This is a genomic window from Mesorhizobium sp. M0954, assembly GCF_040319155.1.
Taxonomy (GTDB): Bacteria; Pseudomonadota; Alphaproteobacteria; order Rhizobiales; family Rhizobiaceae; genus Mesorhizobium.
The window spans coordinates 1-21,886 of the sequence record NZ_JAMYNR010000035.1 but is presented as its reverse complement, the minus strand read 5'-3'; the positions used below and the strand labels follow the sequence as shown (position 1 = coordinate 21,886).

At 63.2% G+C, this 21,886-nt stretch carries 22 protein-coding genes and 1 pseudogene; 6 read left to right on the top strand and 17 right to left on the bottom strand.

What is annotated here, in order from left to right:
- The first annotated feature begins 89 nt into the window (after positions 1-89).
- Complete coding sequence (locus NKH93_RS29700; RefSeq protein ID WP_352918554.1) at positions 90-1,007, top strand: alpha/beta fold hydrolase; 918 nt, start codon at positions 90-92, stop codon at positions 1,005-1,007.
- Between the two features lie 210 nt (positions 1,008-1,217).
- The gene (locus NKH93_RS29695; RefSeq protein ID WP_245274746.1) at positions 1,218-1,436 is read left to right on the top strand and encodes a hypothetical protein; all 219 of its coding nucleotides are present in this window, start codon (positions 1,218-1,220) and stop codon (positions 1,434-1,436) included.
- Between the two features lie 21 nt (positions 1,437-1,457).
- Here NKH93_RS29695 and recQ read toward each other — a convergent pair whose 3' ends face one another.
- The 9 genes from recQ to uxaC all read right to left on the bottom strand — a co-directional run bounded on the left by recQ (position 1,458) and on the right by uxaC (position 10,798).
- Positions 1,458-3,293, bottom strand: a complete 1,836-nt coding sequence (gene recQ, locus NKH93_RS29690; RefSeq protein WP_352974598.1) for a DNA helicase RecQ — start codon at positions 3,291-3,293, stop codon at positions 1,458-1,460.
- Between the two features lie 362 nt (positions 3,294-3,655).
- Positions 3,656-3,994 (bottom strand): cupin domain-containing protein, encoded by a 339-nt coding sequence (locus tag NKH93_RS29685; RefSeq protein ID WP_352974594.1) that lies wholly within the window; start codon positions 3,992-3,994, stop codon positions 3,656-3,658.
- Between the two features lie 24 nt (positions 3,995-4,018).
- Complete coding sequence (gene kduD, locus NKH93_RS29680) at positions 4,019-4,786, bottom strand: 2-dehydro-3-deoxy-D-gluconate 5-dehydrogenase KduD (RefSeq protein WP_352974591.1); 768 nt, start codon at positions 4,784-4,786, stop codon at positions 4,019-4,021.
- The gene (gene kduI / locus NKH93_RS29675; protein WP_352974587.1) at positions 4,783-5,640 is read right to left on the bottom strand and encodes a 5-dehydro-4-deoxy-D-glucuronate isomerase; all 858 of its coding nucleotides are present in this window, start codon (positions 5,638-5,640) and stop codon (positions 4,783-4,785) included. The genes kduD and kduI overlap by 4 nt, the downstream gene beginning before the upstream one ends.
- A gap of 28 nt (positions 5,641-5,668) precedes the next feature.
- Positions 5,669-6,445, bottom strand: coding sequence for a FadR/GntR family transcriptional regulator (locus NKH93_RS29670; protein ID WP_352540929.1), 777 nt, complete (start codon positions 6,443-6,445; stop codon positions 5,669-5,671).
- Positions 6,446-6,457: 12 nt separating this feature from the next.
- Entirely contained in the window at positions 6,458-7,738 is a 1,281-nt protein-coding gene (locus tag NKH93_RS29665) for a TRAP transporter large permease (protein WP_292656436.1), read from the bottom strand.
- Positions 7,739-7,742: 4 nt separating this feature from the next.
- Positions 7,743-8,270 carry a TRAP transporter small permease gene (locus NKH93_RS29660; protein ID WP_352613552.1) on the bottom strand — a complete coding sequence of 176 codons (528 nt, stop codon included), beginning with the start codon at positions 8,268-8,270 and terminating at the stop codon, positions 7,743-7,745.
- 103 nt (positions 8,271-8,373) lie between these two features.
- Entirely contained in the window at positions 8,374-9,351 is a 978-nt protein-coding gene (locus NKH93_RS29655; protein WP_352613284.1) for a TRAP transporter substrate-binding protein, read from the bottom strand.
- A 37-nt stretch (positions 9,352-9,388) separates the two neighbouring features.
- Positions 9,389-10,798: a glucuronate isomerase gene (uxaC, locus tag NKH93_RS29650; protein WP_352974571.1), complete on the bottom strand. Its 1,410-nt coding sequence runs from the start codon at positions 10,796-10,798 to the stop codon at positions 9,389-9,391.
- 175 nt (positions 10,799-10,973) lie between these two features.
- On the opposite strand from uxaC, the gene NKH93_RS29645 reads away from it, so the two are divergent.
- Positions 10,974-12,500 carry a mannitol dehydrogenase family protein gene (locus tag NKH93_RS29645; RefSeq protein WP_352974568.1) on the top strand — a complete coding sequence of 509 codons (1,527 nt, stop codon included), beginning with the start codon at positions 10,974-10,976 and terminating at the stop codon, positions 12,498-12,500.
- Positions 12,497-13,675: a mannonate dehydratase gene (gene uxuA / locus NKH93_RS29640; protein ID WP_352974563.1), complete on the top strand. Its 1,179-nt coding sequence runs from the start codon at positions 12,497-12,499 to the stop codon at positions 13,673-13,675. Before NKH93_RS29645 ends, uxuA begins: the two co-directional genes overlap by 4 nt.
- 1 nt (position 13,676) lies before the next feature.
- On the opposite strand, the gene lepB is transcribed toward uxuA, so the two are convergent.
- The 7 genes from lepB to NKH93_RS29605 form a co-directional block, all read right to left on the bottom strand.
- Entirely contained in the window at positions 13,677-14,657 is a 981-nt protein-coding gene (gene lepB, locus NKH93_RS29635; RefSeq protein WP_502896518.1) for a signal peptidase I, read from the bottom strand.
- Between the two features lie 90 nt (positions 14,658-14,747).
- On the bottom strand, positions 14,748-15,155 hold the full coding sequence (locus NKH93_RS29630; protein ID WP_352489184.1) for a F0F1 ATP synthase subunit epsilon: 408 nt from the start codon (positions 15,153-15,155) through the stop codon (positions 14,748-14,750).
- Positions 15,156-15,273: 118 nt separating this feature from the next.
- Positions 15,274-16,839, bottom strand: a complete 1,566-nt coding sequence (gene atpD, locus NKH93_RS29625) for a F0F1 ATP synthase subunit beta (protein WP_023678097.1) — start codon at positions 16,837-16,839, stop codon at positions 15,274-15,276.
- Positions 16,840-16,906: 67 nt separating this feature from the next.
- Entirely contained in the window at positions 16,907-17,791 is an 885-nt protein-coding gene (locus NKH93_RS29620) for a F0F1 ATP synthase subunit gamma (RefSeq protein ID WP_352681769.1), read from the bottom strand.
- Positions 17,792-17,819: 28 nt separating this feature from the next.
- Complete coding sequence (gene atpA / locus NKH93_RS29615) at positions 17,820-19,349, bottom strand: F0F1 ATP synthase subunit alpha (RefSeq protein WP_352450899.1); 1,530 nt, start codon at positions 19,347-19,349, stop codon at positions 17,820-17,822.
- The gene (locus NKH93_RS29610) at positions 19,349-19,909 is read right to left on the bottom strand and encodes a F0F1 ATP synthase subunit delta (protein WP_352636906.1); all 561 of its coding nucleotides are present in this window, start codon (positions 19,907-19,909) and stop codon (positions 19,349-19,351) included. The genes atpA and NKH93_RS29610 overlap by 1 nt, the downstream gene beginning before the upstream one ends.
- Before the next feature lie 246 nt (positions 19,910-20,155).
- Positions 20,156-20,551 (bottom strand): AGROH133_08824 family phage infection protein, encoded by a 396-nt coding sequence (locus NKH93_RS29605; protein WP_352681771.1) that lies wholly within the window; start codon positions 20,549-20,551, stop codon positions 20,156-20,158.
- A gap of 209 nt (positions 20,552-20,760) precedes the next feature.
- On the opposite strand from NKH93_RS29605, the gene NKH93_RS29600 reads away from it, so the two are divergent.
- Positions 20,761-21,006: a type II toxin-antitoxin system Phd/YefM family antitoxin gene (locus NKH93_RS29600; RefSeq protein ID WP_254018681.1), complete on the top strand. Its 246-nt coding sequence runs from the start codon at positions 20,761-20,763 to the stop codon at positions 21,004-21,006.
- A complete protein-coding gene (locus NKH93_RS29595; RefSeq protein WP_352471284.1) occupies positions 21,003-21,458 on the top strand; it encodes a type II toxin-antitoxin system VapC family toxin in 456 nt (151 codons plus the stop codon). Before NKH93_RS29600 ends, NKH93_RS29595 begins: the two co-directional genes overlap by 4 nt.
- Before the next feature lie 9 nt (positions 21,459-21,467).
- On the opposite strand, the pseudogene NKH93_RS29590 reads toward NKH93_RS29595, so the two are convergent.
- Positions 21,468-21,886, bottom strand: a pseudogene (locus tag NKH93_RS29590) (primosomal protein N'); the annotation flags it as partial.

Sequence of the window (21,886 nt, the reverse complement as noted above, 5' to 3'; positions counted from 1 at the left end):
GAACCCCGGCCATCGCGGCCGGGGTTTACGCCCCAGGCGGCCGTTAGCGCCCTTAGGGAGCTTTCCTAAGGGCGCGGAGGAAGCTGACGGTGTTTGCAGGTTTCAGAGCCACCAGCCTACGACTGGACGATACGACGATTTTCGCAAGGGTCGGAGGCACCGGTCCGCCGCTGCTGCTTCTTCACGGTTTTCCAGAAACGCATCTGATGTGGAGGGATATCGCCGCAGCCTTGGCGCCCCGCTTCACGGTCGTCGCCGCCGACCTTCGAGGCTATGGGCAAAGCGGATGCCCGTTTTCCTCTGCCGATCATAGCCCATACGCCAAGCGCGCCATGGCCGGCGACATGGTTCAGGCCATGAAGCAAGTGGGGTTTGAGCGGTTCATGGTTGCCGGACATGATCGTGGCGGGCGGGTTGCCTATCGCCTGGCGCTGGACCATTCCGACAAAGTGCTCAAAATCGCCGTCCTCGACATCATCCCCACCGCCGCAACATGGGATCGGGCGGATGCCAGACTGGCGCTTGGCTTCTGGCCCTGGAGCCTTCTTGCCCAGCCGGAGCCCCTGCCGGAGCGTCTGATCGGAGCGGCTCCCGATGCTGTCGTCGACGATGCAATAACGCAGTGGGGATCGTCAGCGAAAATGGTCTCCAAAGAGGTCAGGAACGCCTATGTTGATGCGCTTCGCGATCCCGCGCATATTCATGCCATCTGCGAAGAGTATCGCGCCGCTGCGACGATCGATCGTGAACATGACGCGTTGGACCGCGCAAACGGTCGTCGCATCGACTGTCCGCTACTGGCGCTATGGAGTGGCGAAGGCGCCCTGGAGAACTGGTATGCGCAAGAAGGCGGGCCGCTGGCCATCTGGAGGAAATGGGCCGACAGAGTGGCAGGACACGCTGTCCAAGGCGGGCACTTTTTCCCGGAAGAGCACCCCGACAAGACGGCAGCGGCTCTCTCGGAATTCTTCGAGGACAAACAGGTCGGTCAGCACAGGGTATTGTAGAGGTCACATGCTTCAGTTACGCGGAACCTCGGGAGCGCTTCGCCGCCTGAGATCGAGAACCCTCCGGAAATCCGCCCGTCCGGCATCAATGTGCTTGATAAGGGAATGAAGGCGATCTCCACGGCCACGCCTCTGATATGCAGCCTCATGTTTGTCGGAAGTTGCGCATCGCCTTTGCCGGCATCCTTTGATGCTGCGAAATACGACAAGATGAGTTGCGTCGAGCTCAACGTGGCGATGGGCGCTGTCGCCGACGAAATGTCGGCGACAGCCATCGCTCGTGGCAAAGTCGTCCACACCAACATTCCGGGCTGGCTGTTGGGAGGGCAGCGTGTCGCCTCGACCGTGGCTGCCCGCCAGAGTGCGAAGATCGAGCGCTTGCGGCAGCAGGAGGCTGCGATTGCCGCGGCGAGACGAAGCCGGTGCTGATTGCGTCACTGAAGTGGGTCTTCAGCCCGCCACCCCGGATTGATGCGCAGCGATCGCGCCGAGGAATATCTCGCCGAAATCCTTGAGCTTGGCGGCGCCGACGCCGTTGACCGCGGCGAAGGCGTCCAGATCACGCGGACAGCGTTCGGCCATATCGATCAGTGTACGATCCGAAAAGATCACGAAGGCCGGCACCTGGCGTTCCCGGGCAAGACGCAGCCGCACAGCCTTGAGCGCGGCCAGCAGCGCCGAATCCAGACCTTCCGTGCCTGCTGCGGTATCCTCAGGACGTATCTTGCCTCGCGATGACTGGCGCGCGTCCACGCGATACCGGAACGAAGCCTCGCCCCGGGCCAGCGCACGGCCCTTCTCGGCAATGGCGAGGCCGCCATGGCCGGCTGGGTCCAATGTCAGGAACCCTCCCGCGACGAGTTGGCGGAGCAGCGACAGCAAGAAACTCTTTTTATGCGCCAGACCGGTGCCGAAGCTGGCAAGCCTGTGGTGGTTCCTGTCCAGGACCTTCTCGGTTTCATGGCCGAGCAGGACATCGACGACATGGGCGACGCCGAAGCGCTCGCCGGTCTGTGCGATCGCCGCCAGGATGATCCGCGCCTCCGCCTCGCCATCCGCATGCGGCGCCTGGTCGAGGCAGTTGTCGCAATTGCCGCAAGGCGAAGCACTTTCGCCGAAATAGCCAAGCAGGATCTGACGGCGGCACTGCGTCGTCTCGCAATAACCGATCAGCGTATCGAGTCGGCCATGCGCGCGCCTTTTGTGCTCAGCCGGCGCATCCTCGTCTTCGATGAAAAGCCGGCGCATGCGTATATCGCCGAGACCGAAGAGCATATGTGCCTCGGCCGCTCGCCCGTCGCGGCCTGCCCGCCCGATTTCCTGATAATAGGCCTCCAAGCTGCCCGGCAGGTCGGTGTGGAAGACATAGGCGACGTCGGGCTTGTCGATCCCCATGCCGAAGGCGATGGTCGCCACCATCACCACGCCGGACAAGGTCATGAAAGCGTTTTGATTCGCTTCACGCGCGTCCTTGCTCATGCCGGCATGGTAGGCGAACGCGCGTACGCCGTTCCGCTCGAGAAACGCCGCCATCTCTTCGGTCTTCTTGCGCGACAGGCAATAGACGATCCCGCTGCGGCCTGCATGGCGCTGCACGAAGTTTAGCAATTGGCGCTTGCTGTCTTGCTTGGGCTCGATGCCTAGCTTGATGTTCGGCCGGTCGAAGCCGAGCACCACGGTATCGACGCGCCCTTCGAACAGTTGCCCGGCAATGTCGGTGCGCGTCGTCTCGTCCGCCGTCGCCGTCAGCGCAATAATCGGCACTTTCGGGAAGATATCACGTAGTCTCGACAATTCTTCGTATTCGCGCCGGAACGCCGGTCCCCATTGGGAGATGCAATGTGCCTCGTCGATGGCGATCAGCCGGACATCGAGCTTGGTCAACGCCTCGAGCATTCGCACGGTCATCAGCCGCTCCGGTGCAAGATAGAGCAGGCGCGTCTGGCCTGCCGCGACACGGCGCCATGCAGCGACATTGGCATCGCGGTCGAGCGAGGAATTGATCGTATCAGCCGCCACACCGGCAAGGCGCAATGCGGCGACCTGATCCTGCATCAGGGCCACCAGCGGCGAAACGACAATGGTGAGCCCGCCCAGCACCAGCGCCGGGACCTGGTAGCAGAGCGATTTGCCGGCGCCGGTCGGCATGACGGCCAGCACATGGCGCCTGGCCAGCAGCGCCTCCATAACAGGCGCCTGGCCGGGACGAAAATCATCGAAGCCGAATACATCCCTGAGGACGCGCCGCTTGGAACCCTCTGCAGGGATGCTCGCTGCTGCCTGCATTACAGAACTTTCGGGGATACGATCTGCCGAAATGCCGCGGCGAATCGCCAGGTGATTGCCTGGACAGCAGATTCGAACATTTATCGACCCCTCTGGTCCTGTCCGCGGCACCGCCTGAGGCGAACTTTTCTCTCATTGGCCGATATCGGACCGTCGTTCCAGCCCCCTATTCGCCTTGGCTGTGAATATCGCACCGCCTCGGAGCGGTTAATCCTATCTTCACCATCATTCGGCAGGTTCAGGTTCTGCGGTGATGTTTTGAGTACCGCGGCGCCACAAGCGCCCAGGCAACACGCCCGCGTCTCTCCGGAGGCGCGGGTTTTTCGTTCCGAGAACCGGCTGCCTGATCTTCGGCCCGCAGCTCAGTCGAGGAAATCGGCGCGGAGCGGCGTGAAGCTGTCGACCAGCCGTCCCGCCTCCAGCGCCTTGACGCCATGGATAAGGTTGGACGGAACGATGAAGCTGCTTCCCGTTTCCAGGACCTCGGTCCTGCCGTCGATGGTGACCTCGAAACGGCCTTCGGCGACGTAGCTTGCCTGGACATGCGGGTGCGAATGCAGCGCGCCGACGCCTCCCTTGTCGAAACCGAACTCGACCATCATCAGCTCATCCGTGTGCAGGAGCACGCGCCTTCGGTTGCCATCCGGCGTCGGCGTCCACGCAGCCTCGCCGGCATGCGAGAAGATTTTGGTTCCGGTCATCGCCAAACTCTCACCTTTTGTTGTTCATCGTGCCAGCCAGCCGCCGTCCACCGGCACCACCGCGCCGTGCATGTAATTGGACGCTGGCGCCAGCAGGAAGACGGCTGCGTCGCCGATGTCTTCCGGCGCGCCCCAGCGGCCGGCCGGAATGCGCGCCAGGATCGAGGCGCTGCGGTCGGGATCGGTGCGCAGCGCCTCGGTGTTGTTGGTCTCGATATAGCCCGGCGCAATGCCGTTGACGTTGATGCCCTTTGCCGCCCATTCGCATGCCAGCAGCCGGGTGATGCCGAGCACGCCGTGTTTGGAGGCGGTGTAGGAGGCGACGCGAATGCCGCCCTGAAAGCTCAGCACCGAAGCGATGTTGACGATCTTGCCACGCCGTCCAGATTCGGCAAGCACGCGCCTGGCAAAGCGCTGGCTGAGGAAGAACACCGTCTTGAGATTGACGCCAATGACGTCGTCCCAGTCGGTTTCGGTGAGGTCGACCGCATCGGCACGCCGGATGATGCCCGCATTGTTGACCAGGCCATCGAGCGGTCCGGTGCCGTCCCAGACGCGGTCAAGCATCGCCTGGGCAGTTGCATCATCACCAAGATCGCAGCGGACCGCCTCGAAGCGGCCGCCGACAGCCGCAACCTTCTCCGCCGTCTCGTCCATCGCCGACCGGCCGACGCCGACGACCGCGCCGCCGGCGCGCACGATCGACACGGCGATGCCCTGGCCGATGCCGGTATTGGCGCCGGTGACGAGGATGCGCTTGCCGGCAAGGCTGAAGGCCGAGAGATCGCTCACTTGAGCTCCTCCATCGCCACCAGGTCGACATCGGTATAGTCGACATTGTCGCCGGCCATCGCCCAGATGAAGGCGTAGTTCGAGGTGCCGGCGCCCGAATGGATCGACCATCCCGGCGACAGCACCGCCTCCTCGTTGCGCATGACGAGATGGCGCGTTTCGTCCGGTTCGCCCATGAAGTGAAACACTCGCGCCGCCTCCGGCAGGTCGAAATAGAGATAGGCCTCCATGCGCCGGTCATGCACATGGCATGGCATGGTGTTCCAGACCGAACCGGGGGCAAGCTGCGTCATGCCGACGACAAGCTGACAGGTCTTTACGCCATCGGCATGGATGAACTGGAAGATCGAGCGCTCGTTGGAAGTCGCCTGGCTGCCGAGATCGAGCCGCTTGGCATCGCCGATGCGGATCAGCCGGTTGGGGTGGCTCTGATGCGCCGGCGCGCTGAGCAGGTAGAACTTAGCCGGCGCTGCCGGATTGGTCGCGGCAAACGATACCTCATCGGTGCCCATGCCGAGATAAAGCATGTCGCGCGCCTGCAGCTCGAAGGATTGACCGCCGGCTTTCACGACGCCCGCGCTGCCGATGTTGACGATGATCATCTCACGGCGGTCGAGAAAATTCTTGGTCCCGGTCGGCTTGATCGCCTGCAGCGGCAGGGGTGCGCCGGCGGGCATGGCGCCGCCGACGATCATGCGGTCGTAATAGGTGTAGGTCAGGCTGATGCTGCCGGGCCGGAACAGGCCTTCGATGAGAAAATTGTATCGCAGCTCGTCCGTCCCCATCGCCGCGGCAGAAACAGGGTCGATGGCGAAGCGGGAGGTGAAATCGGTATGATTGTCGGTGTGATTCATTGCTGTCCCATGGGGCTGCCTCAATTGCTTATTCGGTTCCCGCGGCCTTGACCGAGTCGGCATAAAAAACCTGGCGCGCGTGCAGGCGCTCGCGATAGCGCTGCTGGCTGGCACCGAGATGCGCGCGCATCGCCTCCCGGGCCGCCTCGGCATCGCCTGACGAGATCGCATTGAGGATCACCAGATGCTCACGCTGCAGGCCGCGCTGATAGGCGTCCGATTGGGCGATCTCGGTCGACCAGGGCGAGGTCACGTCGCAAGGGATGGCGCGGCGGCCGAGCACGTCGAGCATCTCGACATAGAATGGATTGTTGGTGGCGCTGGCGATTGCGCGGTGGAAGGCAAGGTCGGCCGGTCCTGTCGGCTCGCTGTTGAGGAGCAGCCGTTCGAATTCGAAGAAGGCTTCCTGGATCGCCGCTTCCTGCGCGGCGTTGCGGCGGATGGCGGCAAGCCCTGCGGATTCGATCTCGATTGCCAACCGGACTTCGAGCACGTTGAGGGCGATCGAATCCTTGCTGCCCATCTCCGCTGCCAGGGCACCGAACGCTGTCGAGATATGCTCGGTGACGAAGACGCCGGCGCCTTGGCGCGGCTCGACCAGGCCGTCCGCGGCAAGCTTGGCCAGCGCCTCGCGTATCACGGTGCGGCTGACCCCGAAGGTTTCAGTCAGCTGACCCTCGGTCGGCAGCTTTTGCCCGGGCTGGATCTCGCCCGCCTGCAGCTGTTTGCGGATCGCAGCGACAACGGTTTCCGAAAGCTTCGGTCTTCGTTCGACGCGGAGCCCGACTGCGGTGTCCGAGGCCATGTCGCGCACCCCCTATTTGAAGACGCTCGGCAGCCATAGCGAAATGGCCGGAATGTAAGTGACGAGCGCCAGCACGACGAGGCCTGCCGCATAGAACGGCCAGATCGAGCGCATCGATTCCCAGACGGATATCTTGCCCACGGCACACGCCACGAACTGCACTGCGCCCACCGGCGGCGTGTTCAGCCCGATGCCGAAATTGAGGATCATGATGACGCCGAAATGCACCGGATCGACACCGTAGGCCTGCGCCACGGGCAGGAAGATCGGCGTGCAAATGATGATCGTCGGCCCCATGTCCATGAACGTGCCGAGGAACAGCATCAAGAGGTTGAGCAGCAGAAGCACGACCAGCGGATCGTCCGAGATCGCATTCATGGAGGCGATGAGCGCTGCCGGCACTTTCAGGAAGGCCATCAGCCACGAGAACGCCGCCGCCATGCCGATGATGAGCAGCACCATGGCCGTGGTGCGCACGGCGCCATGGGTGGCATGAACGAACCCTTCCCAGGTCATCTGCCGGTAAACGAAGACGGTCACGAGCAGCGCATAGATGACGGCGATACAGGAACTCTCGGTGGCGGTGAAGACGCCCGATCGCACGCCGCCGAAGATGATCGCGATCAGCAGCAGGCCGGGCACGGCGACGGCGAAAAGATGCGCGACCGCAGTGAAGCCCGGAAACGCCTCGGTCGGATAGCCGCGGGAGCGCGCCACGATATAGGCGGTGACCATCAGCGACAGGGCCAGCAGCAGGCCCGGGATGATGCCGGCCGTGAACAGATCGGCGATCGAGATCTTTCCGCCTGCCGAGATCGAGTAGATGATCATGTTGTGCGACGGCGGCAGCAGCAGCGCGATCAGGGCCGCCATCGACGTGACATTGACGGCGTAGTCCGCTCCATATCCACGCGCCTTCATCTGCGGGATCATCAGGCCGCCTACCGCCGCTGCCTCCGCAACCGCTGAGCCGGAAATGCCGCCGAACAGTGTAGCGGTTGCAATGTTGACCTGGCCGAGGCCGCCGCGCAAATGGCCGACGAGCGAGCCGGCGAAGGCAACGATCTTGCTGGCGATGCCGCCGCGCACCATCAAGTCGCCGGCGTAGATGAAAAACGGAATGGCCAGCAGCGAAAAGACGCTCATGCCGGAATTCAGGCGCTGGAACACGATCAGCGGCGGCAGGCCCATATAGAGGACGGTGGCGAGGCTTGCGACGCCCAGGCAGAAAGCGATCGGCGTGCCGATAAGCATCAGCAGGGTGAAGACGCCGAAGAGAATCCACAGTTCCATGGCGTCAGACCTTCAGGTTGGCGGTGTCGAGTTCGGCCGCGACTTCGGCCGGCGGCAGTTCATCGAGGGCATCGTCGATCGGCGCGCCGGAGAGGCGAAGCACAATGCGCTCCAGCGTGAAGAGCACGATGAGCGCGCCTCCCGCGACAAGCGGGACGTAGTCCCAACCCCCCGATATGCCGAGCGACGGCAAGACAGAGCCCCAGGTCAATGCGACCAGCTGACTGCCGTACCAGATCATGCCGATGCCGAAGGCGAGCGCGACGAGGTCCGAAATCATCCGCAGCCAGCGCTTGCCGCCTTTCGGCAGCACGTAGAGCAGGACGTCAAAGCCGAGGTGATAGTTCTCGCGCACGCCGACGGCAGCGCCGAGGAAAATGAACCAGCTCATCAGCATCACCGAGCCCGGCTCGGTCCAGCTCGGCGAACGGTTCAGAACATAACGGCCGAATACCTGCCAGGCGACGAAGGCGGTCATCAGCACCAGCCCGATGCCGGCGATCGACAGCGCCGCCGTGCTGACGCGCGACATCACTTGCGCGACGCCGGACAGAAGCGGTGTTGGTCTTGGGCTGGAAGTCACCGGTTTTCTCCCCAGGAGGATGGCGGCACGGAATGTCCGCGCCGCCGCTTGATCACTGCACGGCCTTGATGGCTTCGACCATGGCCTTCAGCTTGTCGTCCTTGACGTGCTTCTCGTAGACCGGCCCCATCGCGTCGATGAAGGGCTGCTTGTCCGGCGTCGTGATCTGCGAACCGGCCGCCTCGACCTTGGCGCGCGATTCCTTGACCTTGGCGGTCCACAGCTCGCGCTGCTTGGCGACGCTCTCCTTGGCGGCCGCCTTGAAGATCGCCTGGTCTTCCGGCGTCAGCTTGTCCCAGCTCGACTTCGCCATGACGAAGGCTTCCGGCACCATCGTGTGCTCGTCGAGCGAATAGTACTTGGCGACTTCCGCGTGCTTGGCGGTGTCGTAGCTCGGAAAATTGTTCTCCGCGCCGTCGATGACTCCGGTCTCGATCGCCGAATACACCTCGCCATACGGCATCGGCGTCGCGTTGGCGCCGAGTGCCGCCACCATGTCGACGAAGATGTCGGACTGGATGACGCGGAACTTCATCCCGGCCATGTCGGCTACGGTGTTGATCGGCTTCTTCGAATTATAGAAGGAGCGCGAGCCGCCGTCGTAAAAGGCGAGCAACACCAGCCCGACCTGGTCGAACGCCGCCGCGATCTGGTCGCCGATCGCCCCGTCCATGACCTTGTGCATATGCTCTTCCGAACGGAAGATGTAGGGCAGCGAGGGCACGGTGGTCTCGGGGATGAGCCCGTTGAACGGCGCCATCGAGACGCGGTTGAGATCGATCACGCCGGTGCGCACCTGCTCGATCGTGTCCTTTTCCTCGCCAAGTTGCGCGGAAGGATAGATCTCGACCACATAGCGGCCGGCCGTGCGCTCCTTCACCAGCTTGCCGAAATATTTGACCGCCTCGACCGTCGGATAGCCGTCCGGGTGCGTGTCGGACGAGCGCAGGACCGTCTGGGCGCTTGCCGATCCGGCCAGCAGTGCGGCGGCAAGTAGCGTAGCTCCCGCCAGTCTTGAAAAATGCAGCATTGGTTTCCTCCCGTTTGAACGATGGCGGCAAGCGCCGTTAGAGCCGGTACGCCTTTTTCGCGAGCGTATAGGCAAGTTCCTGCGCCAGCTCATGCGCCTCGTCTTCGCGGAGCCGATGCTCGGCGACGAGACGCGCCAGAAAAGCGCAATCGACCCGGCGCGCCACATCATGGCGGGCCGGTATGGATGGAAAGGCGCGGGTGTCGTCGTTGAAACCGACGGTGTTATAGAAACCGGCGGTTTCGGTGGTCATCTCACGGAACCTGCGCATGCCTTCGGGGCTGTCGTGGAACCACCAGGCCGGCCCGAGCTTCAATGCCGGGTAGACGCCGGCGAGCGGCGCCAGCTCGCGCGCATAGCTGGTCTCGTCGAGGGTGAAGAGGATGATGGTGAGGTCGCGCTCCAGCCCGACGCAGTCGAGCAGCGGCTTCAGCGCCGTCACATAGTCGGTTCGGGTCGGAATATCGAAGCCTTTGTCCCTGCCGAACTTGTGAAAGATGGAAGGCGAATGATTGCGCCAGGAGCCGGGATGGATCTGCAGGACCAGTCCGTCGTCGCGGCTCATCTTGGCCATCTCGGTCAGCATCTGGGCGCGGAACAGCTTTCGCTCGCGCTCGTCGTCCGAGCCCCGGCGGATGCGGTTGAACAGCTCCTGCGCGGCGGCATCCGAGAGATTGGCGGTTTCGGCCGTCGGATGGCCGTGGTCGGAGGAAGTCGCGCCAAAGCTCTTGAAGAAGGCGCGCCGCTGGCGATGCGCATCGAGATAGCCGGCCCAATTGCCGGTGTCGCAGCCGGTGATCTCGCCAAGCCGGTCGAGATTGGCCGAAAAGCCTTCGAAGTCGGGATCGACGATCGCATCCGGCCGATAGGCGGTGATGACGCGGCCTTCCCAGCCGCTGTCGCGGATCATCTGGTGCCATCTGAGATCGTCGAGCGCGCCTTCGGTCGTCGCGATGACTTCAATGTTGAAGCGCTCGAACAGCGCTCGCGGGCGAAAATTCTCCCACTGCAGCAAGGTCGAGATCATATCGTAATGGCGGTCGGCGGTTGCGGCCGTCAGCGGCTCGTCGATGCCGAACAGATGGGCAAGCACATGGTCGAACCACAGCCGGGTCGGCGTGCCGCGGAACAGGTAATAATGCTCGGCGAAGCACCGCCAGATCGTTCTGCCGTCGGTTTCCACCGGCGAGCCGTCAAGCGTCGGCACACCAAGCTCCTCAAGCCGAACGCCCTGGCTGAACAGCATGCGGAAAATGTAGTGGTCCGGCACGATCAGCAACTGCGCCGGATCGGGAAACGCCTCGTTGAGCGCATACCAGCGCGGATCGGTGTGGCCGTGCGGGCTGACGATCGGCAGGTCCTTGACCGTGGCGTAGAGATCGCGGGCCAGCGAACGCGGGCGCACCTCGGCGGCAAACAGCAAGTCCGGATCCGTCAATGCGGCCACGTAAATCCTCCCAATCCGGACATCGGTAGGGTTGGAAAGAAATAATGTCAACATACAAAAACTTGGTTGTTGTATGATGACTTTTCGTCGGCCATTGCCCATTGTGCGTGACTGCATCGGGTGTTACGCCGCCTGCCAGCAGTGACCCAACAATCTCGATCAGACACGTGGCGCAATGATCAGTAGACGCCTTTCCAACAGCACGCTGAAGGCACTGCCGGCTTCGGTCGCGGTCCCGCGCTACGCCCGCGGCGCTATTGCACCGGGCATCGTCCATCTCGGCGTCGGTGCCTTCCATCGCGCCCACCAGGCGGCCTATGTCGACGACTGCCTGGCGGCGGGCGAGGCGGACTGGGGCATTGTCGGCGTGTCCTTGCGCAGTCCTGACACGCGCGACGCACTGGCGCCGCAGGATGGCCACTACACGCTGGCGATCAGGAGCAGCGTCGGCGAAGAGCTGCGCGTCGTCGGCTCGATCCTGTCGCTGCTGGTGGCGCCGGAAGATCCGGCTGCGGTGCTCGCCGCCCTGACCGATCCGCGCACCCGCATCGTCACGCTGACGATCACCGAAAAGGCCTATTTGAGGGCAGCCGGCGGCGGCCTCGACAATACCCACCCCGACATCATCCATGATCTGGCCAACCCGCAAATGCCACGGACGGCGCATGGTTTCCTGACCGAGGCGCTGTCGCGCCGCCGTGCCGCCGGCATCCAGCCTTTCACCGTGCTCTGCTGCGACAACCTTCCGGCCAATGGTGCCACACTGCACCGCCTGCTGGTCGAATTCGCCGCACTGCGCGATGCCAGGCTCGCCACTTCGGGCGATGCCAGGCTCGCCACTTCAGGCGATGCCAGGCTCGCCGCACACATCGCCGACGGCGTCGCCTTCCCGTCGAGCATGGTCGACCGCATCGTGCCGGCGACCACCGATGCCGACCGGGCGCGTATCGCCGTCGAGCTCGGCGTCGAGGATGCCTGGCCGGTGATGACCGAGCCGTTCTGCCAATGGGTGGTCGAGGATGATTTCCCGGCAGGCAGGCCGGCCTGGGAAAAGTTCGGCGTCACCATGGTCGGCGACGTCGGGCCCTTCGAGGACATGAAGCTGCGGCTGCTCAACGGTTCGCATTCGGCAATCGCCTATCTCGGCCTGCTCAGCGGCTACGACACGGTCGACCGCGCCTTTGCCGATCCGGCGATCCGGCAATTCGTCGACGGACTATGGGCCGAGGCCATCCCGACGCTGCCGCAGGACGCCGGGCTCGATACGGCCGGCTACACGGCCCAGCTCGCCGAACGCTATTCGAACACCGCGCTCGCCCATCGCACCGCGCAGATCGCCAATGACGGCAGCCAGAAGCTGTCGCAGCGCATCGTCGCCTCGGCCGTTGATCGGTTGGGCGCCGGTGACCCGCCCGCGCATCTCATGCTGGTGGTGGCGGCCTGGATCGCCGCTTGCGAGGCGCGCGGCAAAACCTTGCCGGAAGCCCATTTCACCGACCCGATCGACACTCGGCTTACGGCGCTCGGCAGCCGGCCGGCTGATGAAACGGTGACAGCGATGTTCGATCTCGCCGGCTTCGCCAAGGACCATGCCCACCGCATGACACTGATCGATCTGACGGCAGCCCATCTCGAGCGCCTGCGGCGGGGCGGCACTGCCGCAGCTTTGGCGGCGCTTGGCATAGGGAGTGAGAAGCCATGAGACAGACCTGGCGCTGGTTCGGGCCGGACGATCCGGTGACGCTTGCCCATGTCCGTCAGGCCGGCGCCGTCGGCATCGTCAGCGCGCTGCACCACCTCAACGACGGCCGCGCCTGGCCGGCAGACGAGATCGCCAGGCGCAAGGCCGAGATCGAGGCAGCAGGCCTGACCTGGGACGTGGTCGAGAGCATCGTCGTGCACGAGGACATCAAGACCCGCAGCGGCGACTGGCGCAGCCTGATCGACAATTACAAGGCCTCGATCCGCGCCGTCGCCGCCGCCGGCATCAATACCGTCTGCTATAATTTCATGGCGATCACCGACTGGACGCGCACCGACCTCGATTACCCGATGCCGCATGGCGGCACGGCGCTGCGCTTCGATGTCGTCGAGCTCTGCGCCTATGACGTCTTCATCCTTGAGCGAGAAGGGGCGGAGGCCGACCACCCACCGGCCCGCGTCGAGGCCGCGCGTGCGCGACTGCAAGGGATGAGCGACAGCGACAAGGCAAGGCTGGAGCGCAACCTGATCGGCTGGGTCCCGGCGCGCGAATTCATCTTCGATCGCGCAAGCTTCCGCCGCGCCCTCGACCTCTACAAGGACGTCTCCACCGAAGGCCTGCGCGAAAACCTGTTTGCCTTCCTGCGCGAGATCGTGCCGGTGGCCGAAGAGGCCGGCGTCAGATTGGCGATCCACCCCGACGATCCGCCCTTTTCGCTGTTCGGCCTGCCGCGCATCGTTTCCAACGCCAATGATGCCCGCGCGCTGCTCGACGCGGTCGCTTCGCCAGCCAACGGGCTGACGCTGTGCATCGGCTCCTACGGCGCGGGCGCGCAGAACGATCTGCCCGCAATGGCCAAGGCCTTCGCCGAAAACATCCATTTCGCCCATCTGCGCAACGTCACCAAGGAGCCAGACGGCTCCTTCCACGAAGCCGAGCACCTCGACGGCGACACCGACATGGTGGCGGTTGTGTCGGCGCTGATTGGCGAAGAGCGGCGGCGCAAGGCGGCAGGCAGGGCGGACTGGCAGATCCCGATGCGTCCGGACCATGGCCATGCCATTGTCGATGACATCGGCAAGAAGGTGAACCCCGGCTATTCCTGCATCGGCCGCCTGAAGGGCCTCGCCGAACTGCGCGGCGTCATGCGCGCAGTAGAGGCACTGACAGTTTGAGCTACTTGCTCGCCTGGCCGTTCAGCGTCTGTCGAGACGAATAATCGGTACCTTTGGAATTCCAGAACAGCCGCACGGCCTTGCCGACCAGATTTTCATAGGGAACAAACCCGACACTGAACCGGCTGTCGGAGGCATTGTCGCGATTGTCACCAAGCACGAAGTAGTGGCCTTCGGGCACCTCAAACACACGCGTATTGTCGCCGATCGAGTTGTCGGTAAGGTTGAGGACGGAATGGGTGGTGACGCCCCCCGGCAGAGTTTCGCGTTGAAGTTTGGCTTTCGAGAACTCGTCGGACGAAAAAGTGCCGATATCGTCGAGTCCCACTGCGACATCGTTGATGTGAAGCACCCCGCCGATGATCTGGATCTTCTCGCCGGGAAGGCCGACGATCCGCTGGATGTAGTCCACGCTCGGATCGGGCGGGAACTTGAAGACAACCAGATCTCCCCTTTTGGGTTCCGCGCCGAATATACGTCCATCAACGGGAAGCAAGTTGAACGGCACGCTGTAGCGGCTGTAGCCGTATGCCATTTTGGAGACGAAGAGATAGTCGCCTCCCTGCAACGTCGGCACCATGCTGCTGGAGGGAATCGAAAAAGGCTGGAGCAGGAACGCGCGTATTGCGAATGCAGCCGGATACGAAGTCAGAAAGACGAGCACCAGCACCGAAAGCCCACGCGCGTACCATCTGTCCGGCTTGAACCGGTGCGCGAAGGGAACAACGATCGCTGCCCACAGGGCCATCAAACCGATCCCTGAAAAATTGGCCCACCAAGCAAGATCGACGCCAGGCAATACCGGAAAGCCAATGTAAACAAGCGCGAAAACGACGGCGCTGATCACCACCAGGCTAGCGACCGCCAGTTTGCCGCTGCCGATCCAGAGGAACCCGCCAAACGGGCCGCCAAAGGCCGACACCAGGGCCGTCGACCATCTGGATCGCGAGATAGTTTCTTGTTGCACTGCTTGTTTTGTCATCGGCCACCCCCCACGCCAAGGCAGCCAGACTGTCCACCAAACAAAAAAGCGGGGCAAGCCCGCTTTTTCAGTTAGTCATTTGAGCGAACCTCAAGCCGGCAGGATGGCGCCTTCGAGCGTGGTGAGCTGGTTGAGGAACTGCTCGGCCTTGCTGCGGGTCTGGTCGTCCTTGGCGTCGGCGGCGTCTTCCCTCGCCTCCTGGATGCGGCGGGCAAGGTCGGCGCGGTCGATGTCGCCGACGGCCACAGCCGATTCGGCGAGCAGCGTGCAGCCGGCCGGAACGATGTCGGCAAAGCCGCCGAACACCACATAGCGCTCTTCCTTGCCTTGCGCGGTCTTCAGCGTAACGACGCCCGGCTTGATTGTGGTCATGACCGGTGCGTGATGCGCCATGACAGTCATCTCGCCTTCGGCGCCCGGGATGACGACGGATTCGACCTGCTCGGAAACCAAGAGGCGCTCCGGCGAGACCAGTTCGAATTTGAAAGCTTCAGGCATGATCAATCTAGCGACTGGTGAATGGTGAATGGTGAACGGTCAGAAAGAATGACCTTCACTCAGCCCCGATTTCCTATCCGCTACTCCCCATTCACAATTCACTATTGACCATTCACCATCAGGCCGCTTCAGCGGCCAGGCGCTGTGCCTTCTCGACCGCTTCCTCGATGCCGCCGACCATGTAGAAGGCGGCTTCTGGCAGATGGTCGTAGTCGCCGTTGCAAAGGCCCTTGAAGCCCTTGATGGTGTCGGCGAGGTCGACCAGCTTGCCCGGTGCGCCGGTGAACACTTCGGCGACGAAGAAGGGCTGCGACAGGAAGCGCTCGATCTTGCGGGCGCGGGCCACCGTCTGCTTATCCTCTTCCGACAGCTCGTCCATGCCCAGGATGGCGATGATGTCCTGCAGCGACTTGTAGCGCTGAAGGATCGACTGCACCTGGCGGGCGACCTGGTAATGCTCTTCGCCGACAACCATCGGGTCGAGCATGCGCGAGGTCGAATCGAGCGGATCGACCGCCGGATAGATGCCCTTTTCCGAAATCGCGCGGTTGAGCACGGTCGTCGCGTCGAGGTGGGCGAACGAGGTCGCCGGTGCCGGGTCGGTCAGGTCGTCGGCCGGCACATAGATCGCCTGCACCGAGGTGATCGAACCCTTGGTCGTCGTGGTGATACGCTCCTGCAGCGCGCCCATGTCGGTAGCCAGCGTCGGCTGGTAGCCCACGGCCGAAGGAATGCGGCCGAGCAGCGCCGACACTTCCGAGCCCGCCTGCGTGAAGCGGAAGATGTTGTCTACGAAGAACAGCACGTCCTGGCCCTGGTCGCGGAAATATTCGGCAACCGTCAGCCCGGTCAGGCCGACGCGGGCACGCGCGCCCGGCGGCTCGTTCATCTGGCCATAGACGAGCGCTGCCTTGGAGCCTTCGCCGCCGCCCTTCTTGTTGACGCCGGACTCGATGAACTCATGATAGAGATCGTTGCCTTCGCGGGTGCGCTCGCCGACGCCGGCGAACACCGAGAAGCCGCCATGCGCCTTGGCGACGTTGTTGATCAGTTCCTGGATTAGCACCGTTTTGCCGACGCCGGCGCCGCCGAACAGGCCGATCTTGCCGCCGCGGGCATAGGGGGCCAGCAGGTCGAGCACCTTGATGCCGGTGACCAGGATCTGCGCTTCCGTCGACTGCTCGACATAGGTCGGCGCCGGCTGGTGGATCGAGCGCATCTCGATGCCGTCGACCGGGCCTGCCTCGTCGACCGGCTCGCCGATGACGTTGATGATGCGGCCGAGCATGCCCGGGCCGACCGGCACGGTAATCGGTGCACCGGTGTCATAGACGTCCTGGCCGCGGACCAGACCTTCGGTCGAGTCCATGGCGATGCAGCGCACGGTGTTTTCGCCCAGATGCTGGGCCACTTCGAGCACGAGGCGATTGCCGACATTGATCGTCTCAAGCGCGTTCAGGATCGCCGGCAGATGTTCGCCGAACTGGACGTCGACAACGGCGCCGATGACCTGGCGAACCTTGCCTGCCAGGCCGGTTTTCTTGATGGTGGCGGCCGGCGTATTCACAGCGGCGGCCTTGGTTGCTGCCGCCTTCTTGGCCGGAGCGGCCTTTGCTGCTGCCGGAGCCTTCGCTGGTGCCGCGGCCTTAGGGGCTGCCGTCTTGGGGGTCGCTGCTTTCGCCATCGTCTTTACCCTTTTCGTCTCTTTGTTTCTCACACGCTTGAGGTCGATGACCTCCTTGTGGGCGTGCCTAGAGCGCCTCGGCGCCCGAAATGATTTCGATCAATTCCTTGGTGATCTGCGCCTGCCGCTGGCGGTTGTAGGTGATCGACAATTTGTTGATCATGTCGCCGGCGTTGCGCGTCGCATTGTCCATGGCGCTCATCTTGGCGCCCATCTCGCCGGCAGCATTCTCGAGCAGCGCGCGAAAAACCTGCACGGAAATGTTGCGCGGGATGAGATCGGAGAGGATCTCGCCCGGCTCCGGCTCGTATTCGTAGACGGCGCTGCCGCCGTCCTTCACTTCCGCGGCAGCCGCAGGCGCGCCCGCCGGGACAATTTGCTGCGCCGTCGGGATCTGGCTGATCACCGACTTGAACTGCGAATAGAACAGCGTGCAGATGTCGAAGCCGCCTTCGTTGAACAGGTGGATCACCTTCTTGGCGATGGCATCGGCATTGACGAAGCCCAGCGTCTTGACCTCGCGCAGGTCGACACGCTCGATGATCAGCGCCCCGTAGTCGCGGCGCAATATGTCGAACCCCTTCTTGCCGACGCAGATGATCTTGACCTGCTTGCCGTCGGCCAGAAGCTTGCGGATGTGGTCGCGGGCAAAGCGGGCGATCTGCGAATTGAAGCCGCCGCACAGACCGCGTTCGGCCGTGCAGACGACAAGCAGATGCACGTCGTCCTTGCCGGTGCCGGTCATCAGTGCCGGGGCATCGCCGCCGCCGCCGATCGCCTGGGTGATATTGGCCAGCACCGCGCCCATACGCTCCGAATAGGGACGCGCCGCTTCCGCCGCTTCCTGCGCGCGACGCAGCTTCGCCGCGGCGACCATCTGCATCGCCTTGGTGATCTTCTGCGTCGCCTTGACCGAGGCGATACGGTTACGAAGGTCTTTTAACGAAGGCATGCTTCAAACCTGATCCCGTCCGTCCTGCTCAAGCAAAGGTCTTGGCGAAGGCGTCGATTTCTGCCTTCAGCCTGGCGCGCAGATCGTCGGACAGCGCCTTCTCCTTGCGGATGCCGTCGAGCACGTCCTTGCCGGCCGAGCGCATATGCGACAACAGACCATGCTCGAACTTGCCGACCTGGTTGACCGCCAGCTTGTCGAGATAGCCGTTGACGCCGGCGAAGATCACCGCGACCTGCTCCTCGACTTTGAGCGGCGAGAATTGCGGCTGCTTCAACAGCTCGGTCAGACGCGAGCCGCGGTTTAGCAGGCGTTGCGTGGCGGCGTCGAGATCGGAGCCGAACTGCGCGAAAGCAGCCATTTCGCGGTACTGCGCGAGCTCGCCCTTGATCGACCCGGCAACCTGCTTCATCGCCTTGATCTGCGCCGAGGAGCCGACGCGCGACACCGACAGGCCGACATTGACCGCCGGACGGACGCCCTGGAAGAACAGATTGGTTTCCAGGAAGATCTGGCCGTCGGTGATCGAGATGACGTTGGTCGGGATATAGGCCGACACGTCGTTGGCCTGCGTTTCGATGATCGGCAGCGCCGTCAGCGACCCACCGCCATTTTCGTCATTGAGCTTGGCGGCGCGCTCGAGCAGGCGCGAGTGCAGATAGAAGACGTCGCCGGGATAGGCTTCGCGGCCCGGCGGACGGCGCAGCAGCAGCGACATCTGGCGATAGGCGACGGCCTGCTTCGACAGGTCGTCGTAGCTGATCAGCGCGTGCATGCCGTTGTCACGGAAATATTCGCCCATGGTGCAGGCGGTGAACGGCGCCAGGAACTGCATTGGCGCCGGATCGGAGGCGGTCGCGGCGATGATGATCGAATAGTCGAGCGCGCCGCGCTCTTCCAGGACCTTGACGAACTGCGCCACCGTCGAGCGCTTCTGGCCGACGGCGACATAGACGCAGTACAGCTTTTCCTTCTCAGGGCCGTTGTCGTGCACCGATTTCTGGTTGAGCATGGTGTCGAGGATGATCGCGGTCTTGCCGGTCTGGCGGTCGCCGATAACCAGCTCGCGCTGGCCGCGGCCGACCGGGATCAGCGCGTCGATGGCCTTGAGGCCGGTCGACATCGGCTCGTTCACCGATTTGCGCGGGATGATGCCGGGCGCTTTGACGTCGACGCGCTTGCGTTCGGTGGCCTGGATCGGGCCTTTGCCGTCAATCGGGTTGCCGAGCGCGTCGACGACGCGGCCGAGCAGGCCCATGCCGACGGGCGCGTCGACGATGGCGCCGGTGCGCTTGACGGTGTCGCCTTCCTTGATGTCGCGGTCGGCGCCGAAGATGACAACGCCGACATTGTCGGCTTCGAGGTTGAGCGCCATGCCGCGGATGCCGCCGGGGAACTCGACCATCTCGCCGGCCTGGACATTGTCGAGGCCGTAGACGCGGGCGATACCGTCACCGACGGACAGCACCTGGCCGACTTCGGAGACCTCGGCCTCCTTGCCGAAATTCTTGATCTGGTCTTTCAGAATTGCGGAAATTTCCGCGGCGCGGATGTCCATCAGCCGACCTCTTTCAGTGCAAGCTTGAGCGAATTGAGTTTGGTTTTGAGCGACGTATCGATCTGGCGCGAGCCGATCTTGACCACCAGTCCGCCGAGCAGCGATGGATCGACGGTGACCGTGATCGCCACGTCCTTGCCGGCGACGCTTTTCAGCGCAGCTTTCAGCTCGGTTTCCTGGGCAGGCGTCAGCGCATGCGCCGAGGTGACCTCGGCAGCGGTCTCGCCGCGGTGTTCGGCGGCGATCTGGCGGAACGCCTTGATCATGCCGGGCACGGCAAACAGCCGGCGATTCTGGGCAACGACGCGCAGGAAATTGCCGGTGAGGCCGGTGATCCCCGCTTTGTCGGCGATCGCGGCGATCGCCTTGGCCTGGTCCTCGCTGGAGAAGACAGGGCTCCTGATCAGCCGCGAAAGGTCAGCGCTGCCTTCGAGCATCGCTTCGAAACTGTTGAGGTCGGCCTCGACGCTGGCGACCGAATTGGTCTGCAGCGCGAGTTCGAACAGCGAACCCGCATAGCGTTCTGCGACACCTGAGATTGGCGATGACGATTGGGCCACGGACCGTCTTTTCTCTTGTCTGACAGGCCGCAGATTGTTGGCGCGAGCAAAAACTCTGGCTAAATCTTTGACCTTACTGCATTTTTCCAAGCACGGAGGCGCGGCTTCCGCTATCCCCGGTCGAAAGTCGATTGCCGTCTAGCACAGGCATTTTCAGACCGCAATGCGTCGTCCGGCATGGTTTTCAGGCACTATTGTCGCATCCGCCGGGCGAGTTCAGCAACCAACCCCGGATTGATCCCTGATTCAGGGCAAAAAGCCGAAGGCGAAGACCAGAGGCAGCGCCGCCAGCACCAGCTCGACGACGATGGAAGCCCAGTTGAACGGCGTGTTGGCGCCATCCGACATCATCGATAGCAGCCGGCCGAAGGCGGTGAACAGCCAGGAGAAGCCGAGCGCCATATAGAGCAGCGGCTGCGCCAAGAGGATGCAGCACAGGCTGAGGCCGAGATAGAAGCCCGACATCCGGCCGCGCCCCTCGGCGATCGCCGCTGCCTTCTCCGGTCTGACCTGCAGCCGCAGGATGCGGAATGCCAATCCTGGCGCCAGGAACAGCAGCAGGCCGAACAGCAAGGTCACGACGGCGCTCGACCATGCCAGCCACTCGCCCTGGCTCATCGGCCATGGAAACGCAAATTCCATGTTGTCCCCTCGTAAATGGATATTCAAAATTTTCGGGCATTCTAGCGAAGCAAGAGACATGCGCCAGATGGGCCGTCGCAATTTACGGGGCGTCAGCCCAACGCGAGCGCCGTTGTATCGACCGGGCTAACAGGACGTTACACAACGGGCTGTTTTTTTCTGCACAATTCCTATATTGTGACTACATGAGACCACAAGAGGTTCCGCGCATGAAGACGATGCAACTACGAGAGGCAAAGGCCAGCCTTTCCGCGCTCGTGGAGGCTGCTGAGAACGGTGAGCCCACGGTTATCACCAAGCACGGCAAGCCCGCAGTCATGGTGGTGCCAATCGGTGAGGGACGGAAACTTTATCCGCAGAACAGCCAAAAAGACTTCGTGGATTTCCTGCTTCAGTATCCAGGCGGCATCGAGCTTGAGCGAAACGAATCGCCGTCGCGGGAAGTGGAGTTTTGACCGGCTATCTGCTTGATACGTCTTTTCTCTCGGCATTTGCACCTGGTCGGCCTCTGCTTCCGGCACACGTGCAGAACTGGGTTGCCGAACAAGGAGAACGCGGCTCTTGGCAGCTCTCGTCGATCGTCATCTTGGAGGTGGAACGAGGAATCGCGAAACTGAAGCGGGCGGGCGGGCATATGAAGGCAGAGCGCATCAATGAGTGGTTCGAAAGGTTGCTTCTAGAGTTCAACCAGCGCATCCTTCCCATCGATTTAGCAATCGCGCGAGAAGCCGGAAAACTGGAAGACGCCACTATCGCCAGAGGCGCCAATCCGGGTCTGGCGGACGTTCTGATCGCAGCTACTGCCCGTTTGCACGGCCTGTCAGTTTTGACGGCCAACACCCGGCATTTTGCGATTCTCGACGTGCCTTACCTGAACCCATTCACCGAACGCGCCTCGAAAGGGTAATTCGACAGCTTACAAAAAGCTCTGCGGGTCGATGTCGACCTGGACTCGCACCGAGCCCCTTATCTTCGGTCCCTCGGCCAACATGGTGCGAATGAACCCTTGCATGTCGGCGCGCCGCTCGCCCTGGATCAGCAGGCGAAAGCGATGGCGGCCGCCGATCAATGACAGCGGCGCCTCGGCCGGGCCGAGCACGAACAGGTCGGTGGCTTGCGGCGCGGCGCGGCGCAGGCCACGGGCGTGCCCTTCGGCTTCGGCCCGTGTCGCCGCGCTGACGATGACGCCGGCGAGCCTGCCGAAGGGCGGCAGCCCCGCCCGCTCACGCTCGGCGATCTCGCGCTCGTAGAAGGCCTCGGCATCGCCTGAGACGATCGCGCGCATCACCGGGTGGTCGGGTTGGAAGGTCTGCAGCAGGCCGAGGCTTTCCTTGC

What these genes read in the sequence shown, in the direction of transcription:
- NKH93_RS29695 (WP_245274746.1), top strand. Translation starts at nt 1,218, where the DNA reads ATGAGTTGCGTCGAGCTCAACGTGGCGATGGGCGCTGTCGCCGACGAA.
- recQ (WP_352974598.1), bottom strand. Translation starts at nt 3,293, where the DNA reads ATGCAGGCAGCAGCGAGCATCCCTGCAGAGGGTTCCAAGCGGCGCGTC.
- NKH93_RS29685 (WP_352974594.1), bottom strand. Translation starts at nt 3,994, where the DNA reads ATGACCGGAACCAAAATCTTCTCGCATGCCGGCGAGGCTGCGTGGACG.
- kduI (WP_352974587.1), bottom strand. Translation starts at nt 5,640, where the DNA reads ATGAATCACACCGACAATCATACCGATTTCACCTCCCGCTTCGCCATC.
- NKH93_RS29670 (WP_352540929.1), bottom strand. Translation starts at nt 6,445, where the DNA reads ATGGCCTCGGACACCGCAGTCGGGCTCCGCGTCGAACGAAGACCGAAG.
- NKH93_RS29665 (WP_292656436.1), bottom strand. Translation starts at nt 7,738, where the DNA reads ATGGAACTGTGGATTCTCTTCGGCGTCTTCACCCTGCTGATGCTTATC.
- NKH93_RS29660 (WP_352613552.1), bottom strand. Translation starts at nt 8,270, where the DNA reads ATGTCGCGCGTCAGCACGGCGGCGCTGTCGATCGCCGGCATCGGGCTG.
- NKH93_RS29655 (WP_352613284.1), bottom strand. Translation starts at nt 9,351, where the DNA reads ATGCTGCATTTTTCAAGACTGGCGGGAGCTACGCTACTTGCCGCCGCA.
- NKH93_RS29645 (WP_352974568.1), top strand. Translation starts at nt 10,974, where the DNA reads ATGATCAGTAGACGCCTTTCCAACAGCACGCTGAAGGCACTGCCGGCT.
- uxuA (WP_352974563.1), top strand. Translation starts at nt 12,497, where the DNA reads ATGAGACAGACCTGGCGCTGGTTCGGGCCGGACGATCCGGTGACGCTT.
- lepB (WP_502896518.1), bottom strand. Translation starts at nt 14,657, where the DNA reads ATGACAAAACAAGCAGTGCAACAAGAAACTATCTCGCGATCCAGATGG.
- NKH93_RS29630 (WP_352489184.1), bottom strand. Translation starts at nt 15,155, where the DNA reads ATGCCTGAAGCTTTCAAATTCGAACTGGTCTCGCCGGAGCGCCTCTTG.
- atpD (WP_023678097.1), bottom strand. Translation starts at nt 16,839, where the DNA reads ATGGCGAAAGCAGCGACCCCCAAGACGGCAGCCCCTAAGGCCGCGGCA.
- NKH93_RS29620 (WP_352681769.1), bottom strand. Translation starts at nt 17,791, where the DNA reads ATGCCTTCGTTAAAAGACCTTCGTAACCGTATCGCCTCGGTCAAGGCG.
- atpA (WP_352450899.1), bottom strand. Translation starts at nt 19,349, where the DNA reads ATGGACATCCGCGCCGCGGAAATTTCCGCAATTCTGAAAGACCAGATC.
- NKH93_RS29605 (WP_352681771.1), bottom strand. Translation starts at nt 20,551, where the DNA reads ATGGAATTTGCGTTTCCATGGCCGATGAGCCAGGGCGAGTGGCTGGCA.
- NKH93_RS29600 (WP_254018681.1), top strand. Translation starts at nt 20,761, where the DNA reads ATGAAGACGATGCAACTACGAGAGGCAAAGGCCAGCCTTTCCGCGCTC.